Origin of the sequence: Pseudomonas sp. MD195_PC81_125, assembly GCF_014060985.1 — a bacterium.
GTDB classification, from domain to species: domain Bacteria; phylum Pseudomonadota; class Gammaproteobacteria; order Pseudomonadales; family Pseudomonadaceae; genus Aquipseudomonas; species Aquipseudomonas parakoreensis.
Genome location: NZ_JABULD010001010.1, coordinates 1 through 925 on the forward strand (window position 1 = coordinate 1; position 925 = coordinate 925).

The window sequence follows — 925 nt, forward strand, 5'->3', positions numbered from 1 at the left end:
AGCCACGTTTCTGCGCGGCCAGCAGCATGGCCAGCGAGCTATCCTTTTTATAGGAAATGCTGGCGATAGGGTCCATGACAATCCCGACGCGAACGCTCATTGGGTTTTCCTCGAAAATTGGCTACCGGATCGGTATTGAAAAAGTGCCGCCAGAGTGGCTCCGGGCGGGTTTTCGGTCAAGGAAAAACCCGTCGATAGATTGCATCTGGAGACTGTGCTAAAAAGGCTGGAATAGCGTGCTGGCCCTTGAGCATCAAGGGTTTCCAGCCATTACTCATCGCAAAACGGACAATTTGATTCGCAAAGGCGACGGTAGAGCCCCCTTATGGAACAGCAGTCCAGCGCCTTGAAGGTCATGGTGATCGACGACTCGAAAACGATTCGTCGCACCGCCGAAACGCTGTTGAAGAATGTGGGCTGCGAGGTCATCACGGCCATCGACGGCTTCGACGCGTTGGCCAAGATCGCCGACAACCACCCCGGGATCATTTTTGTCGACATCATGATGCCGCGTCTGGATGGTTATCAGACCTGCGCTTTAATCAAGAACAACAGTGCGTTCAAGGCCACGCCAGTGATCATGCTGTCGTCGCGTGACGGACTGTTCGACAAGGCCAAGGGGCGCATTGTCGGTTCTGATCAATTTTTGACCAAACCTTTCAGCAAGGAAGAACTGCTCGACGCGATTCAGGCCCACGTTCCGGGCTTTGCCGCCGTTTTGCCGCAGTAAGACACGTACAGTGACGCTCGGCCAGCGGGCCGGGAGTCGACAAGAAAAATGGGGAAGACCATGGCACGTATCCTGATCGTCGATGATTCGCCGACTGAAATGTACAAACTCACCGGCATGCTGGAAAAGCACGGCCATGAAGTGCTCAAGGCCGAAAACGGCGCCGACGGCGTGGCCCTGGCCCGTCAGGAAAAA

At 55.1% G+C, this 925-nt stretch carries 1 protein-coding gene and 2 pseudogenes; 2 read left to right on the top strand and 1 reads right to left on the bottom strand.

The annotated features are described in order from the left end of the window. Window positions 1–100: pseudogene (locus tag HT737_RS30870) on the bottom strand (glutathione synthase); the annotation flags it as partial. 225 nt (window positions 101–325) lie between these two features. Between HT737_RS30870 and pilG the strand changes: the two are divergent. Both pilG and HT737_RS30880 read left to right on the top strand, forming a co-directional pair. Further along, on the top strand, window positions 326–730 hold the full coding sequence (gene pilG / locus HT737_RS30875; RefSeq protein WP_041063509.1) for a twitching motility response regulator PilG: 405 nt from the start codon (window positions 326–328) through the stop codon (window positions 728–730). 60 nt (window positions 731–790) lie between these two features. Continuing rightward, window positions 791–925: pseudogene (locus HT737_RS30880) on the top strand (response regulator); the annotation flags it as partial.